This is a genomic window from Yoonia sp. (assembly GCF_030731595.1).
GTDB lineage: Bacteria > Pseudomonadota > Alphaproteobacteria > Rhodobacterales > Rhodobacteraceae > Yoonia.
Genome location: NZ_JANQTS010000083.1, coordinates 1 through 3362, shown reverse-complemented (window position 1 = coordinate 3362; position 3362 = coordinate 1). Strand labels below are relative to the sequence as shown.

Genomic DNA, 3362 nt, shown 5'->3' with positions numbered 1-3362 from the left:
TTCCTGCCTGTAATCTTCCTTTTCCTCATCGGGCTTTTCTTGCTACGCTGGGTCAACAAAGACGGAGATCGCGCAGAATGGTCCGCTTCATCGTAGCAGTAATCCTTGCCGCCGGATTGGCCGCCTGTCAGGCGGAAGAACCACCGCAAATCAGCATGTCGACGCAAAACGTCAATGACACCCGTGTTGCCAAGTTCCTTTTCGGTGCCGAACCCGTTGGTTCACCTCAGACGCCAGAACCGATAGGCGGGTATGCCCGAGGTTGTCAGGCGGGGGCGGCGCAATTGGCCGAAACCGGGCCGACGTGGCAGGCCATGCGCCTGTCGCGCAACCGCAACTGGGCACAACCCAAGACAGTTGATTTTGTGCAGGACCTCAGCCGCTTTGCCGCGACACAACCCGGCTGGGAGGGGCTTTATATCGGCGACATGAGCCAGCCGCGCGGCGGGCCTATGCTGACCGGTCATGCCAGCCACCAGACCGGCCTTGATGTCGATGTATGGATGTTGCCACCCACGCGGTTGGATCTGAGCGTCGCGGAACGGGAAAGCATCTCATCAATTTCGATGCAGCGGGCATCAGGGGCCTATACGAATAGCAGTTGGACGCCACAGCACGAAGCCATTGTGCGCGCGGCTGCCTCTGACCCGCGCACGGCCCGCATCTTTATCTTTCCGGGGGCCAAAGTCGCGATGTGCAACTCTGCCACGGGCGACCGCAGTTGGTTGGCCAAAGTGCGGCCTTGGTGGGGGCATCACTATCATTTCCACGTCAGACTGAATTGCCCTGAAGGTGCGGCAGGCTGTGTCGCGCAAGATGCGCCCCCCGCTGGTGATGGCTGCGATGAAGCGCAGGGTTGGGTGGACCGGATCCTCAACCCGCCGCCCCCCGACCCGAACGCACCACCACCGGTCCCACAGGCCCCGTTGACGATGGCAAACCTGCCAGGCCAGTGCCTGAATGTGCTGAACGCAAACTAGGTGCGGCAGTTTCTTTGGGTCATCACGCTGCTTTGGGCCCTGCCCGGTCATGCAGAGCCGCAACTGATCAGCAGCTATGTCTGGACCGTCGATAACCCCCGTTTCGGCGGATTCTCGGGGCTCGAAATGTCTGGCGACGGAAGTTCATTCATCGCGGTCAGTGATCGGGGTGCATTTGTGGACGGCACGATCACTAGAGAAGCAGGCATGATTACCGCCATCACTTTGGGCGGGTTTTATCCGCTTTACAGAGGCAACCGCGCGCCCCTGCGCCGTGCCGAAAACGATAGTGAAGGACTGGCCATTGCAGAAGACGGGACGATCTATGTTTCGTTTGAATGGACCCATGGCTTGCGCCGCTTTGCAGGTATCGACCAACCGGCCTCGGACCTGATGACCACCCCGGCATTCGACGCGATGCAGGCAAATTCGTCACTCGAAGCTTTGGCCATCGGGCCGGACGGTGCGCTTTATACGATGCCGGAACGGTCAGGCCTTGCGACACGGCCATTTCCGGTGTTCCGCTTCAAGGATGGACGATGGGACCAGCCATTCAGCATCCCGCGCCACGGCCCCTATCTGATCGTCGGGGCAGACGTCGGACCTGACGGATTGCTTTACATCCTGGAACGCGACTTTGCCGGCATCGGTTTCCGTAATCGGGTGCGGCGGTTTGCGCTGGATGGCAGCGGTGAGGAATTGATCATCGAAACAGGCCTGCGGACCCACGACAATCTCGAAGGGATCAGCATCTGGGAAGATGAGACAGGGCTGGTGATGACGATGATCTCGGACGACAACTTCAAAACCTTCCAGCAGACCGAGATCGTAGAATACCGGTTGACGGACTAGGGCGCGGGCGTTAGGTCGCGCTGTCCCCGCCCGGGGGCCAAGTGCCGCACCCTTGTCAAAACGGAACATCATATGACACGTATCCTTCCCGGCGTTATCGCCATGGCCACCATCGTTGTGGCGTCCAATATCCTTGTCCAATTCCTGCTGCTCGACGGTCTTTTGACCTGGGGGGCGTTCACCTATCCGCTCGCGTTTCTGGTCACCGACGTGATGAACCGCGTTTACGGTGTATCGGCTGCACGCAAAGTCGTGTTTGCGGGGCTGGTCGTGGGGATCATCTGTTCGCTGATCGGGTCGCAGATCATGTTGCAGGGGGACGGCTACGAATATCCGGCTGTGGCGGTGCGGATCGCCATCGGGTCGGCCACGGCGTTTGCAGTGGCGCAGCTGCTGGATATCGCGATCTTTGACCGGTTGCGGGACGGGTCGTGGTGGCGGGCGCCGCTGGCCAGTACTTTGGTTGGCTCGACCGTGGATACAGCGATCTTCTTTTCCATCGCTTTTGCGAGCGTTTTCAACGGGTTTAGTGCTGCGGCGGCGGATGAGGTCATCTGGGCGCAAGAGGCTGTACCGTTCCTGAATGCAGGGCCGCTGGTGCCGCTTTGGGTGTCGCTGGCGGTGGCCGATTGGGGTGTGAAACTCAGCATCGCTTTGCTTGCTTTGGTGCCGTTTCGCCTCATTGTTGGGCGGATGCGTCACGCGCAGGCATAATCGCAATCGGTGGTATATTTTTACTTGAAATATACCAAATCTGTGCGAACCTACCTTTAGGCGAAACATTTGAAAGGAGGTGATCCAGTGCATCATGAGGTATTGGAGAAGTGTGTCGGGACAACTTGGGAGGTTCGCAGCTAAGGCAGCCCTTGGCTGAGAAAAGCCTAAGGTGGTGATCCTAACCGACCCACCTCCGTAATTCAGGAAAGGGCCATCCCGTCGCCGGGGTGGCCCTTTTTTCATGGGTTTTGACGGTCAGCGTCACGTCGGCTAAGTGTCGGCGAAACGTCGGCCCCCAACGCACGGTGACCAAGGTGAGAATTAACGACCAGATCGAGATCGCGGAATGGGAGCTGACGGAAAGCTTTACCCGCGCCTCCGGCCCCGGCGGGCAGAACGTGAACAAAGTGTCCACGGCGGTCGAATTGCGTTTCGAGGCCGCGCGGTCGCCGCATCTGACCGAGGCGGTCAAGACACGGCTGCGGCGGCTGGCGGGGCAGAAGTGGACCAAGGAAGGCGCGATCGTGATCTTCGTGCAAGAGACACGGAGCCAAGCGCGCAACCGCGAGATCGCGCGGGACCGGCTGGTGGAACTGATCCGCAAGGCGCTGGTTGTCGAGAAACGGCGGCGGGCAACGACGCCGACCTATGGATCGGTCAAACGGCGGTTGAAGGAAAAGAAGGTGCGGGGCGAAGTGAAGGCCTTGCGGGGGAGTGTCGACCCCGACGGGTAGGGCGGGGTTTGGCGCGGCGTGTGTGGGGTGATGTGGGACGGTGCGGCGGGGCAGGCCCTGCCCTACGGGTGGTTTGGGA

Annotated in this window: 4 protein-coding genes; all 4 read left to right on the top strand. The window is 60.2% G+C overall.

Annotated features, from left to right (window positions below; genetic code table 11):
• Window positions 1-77 precede the first annotated feature (77 nt).
• The 4 genes from mepA to arfB all read left to right on the top strand — a co-directional run bounded on the left by mepA (window position 78) and on the right by arfB (window position 3283).
• The gene (mepA, locus tag NWQ23_RS09750) at window positions 78-980 is read left to right on the top strand and encodes a penicillin-insensitive murein endopeptidase (RefSeq protein ID WP_306166106.1); all 903 of its coding nucleotides are present in this window, start codon (window positions 78-80) and stop codon (window positions 978-980) included.
• On the top strand, window positions 981-1832 hold the full coding sequence (locus NWQ23_RS09745) for an esterase-like activity of phytase family protein (protein ID WP_306166105.1): 852 nt from the start codon (window positions 981-983) through the stop codon (window positions 1830-1832).
• A gap of 72 nt (window positions 1833-1904) precedes the next feature.
• Window positions 1905-2546: a queuosine precursor transporter gene (locus NWQ23_RS09740; protein ID WP_306166104.1), complete on the top strand. Its 642-nt coding sequence runs from the start codon at window positions 1905-1907 to the stop codon at window positions 2544-2546.
• A gap of 317 nt (window positions 2547-2863) precedes the next feature.
• A complete protein-coding gene (gene arfB / locus NWQ23_RS09735; protein ID WP_306166103.1) occupies window positions 2864-3283 on the top strand; it encodes an alternative ribosome rescue aminoacyl-tRNA hydrolase ArfB in 420 nt (139 codons plus the stop codon).
• Window positions 3284-3362: the final 79 nt, after the last annotated feature.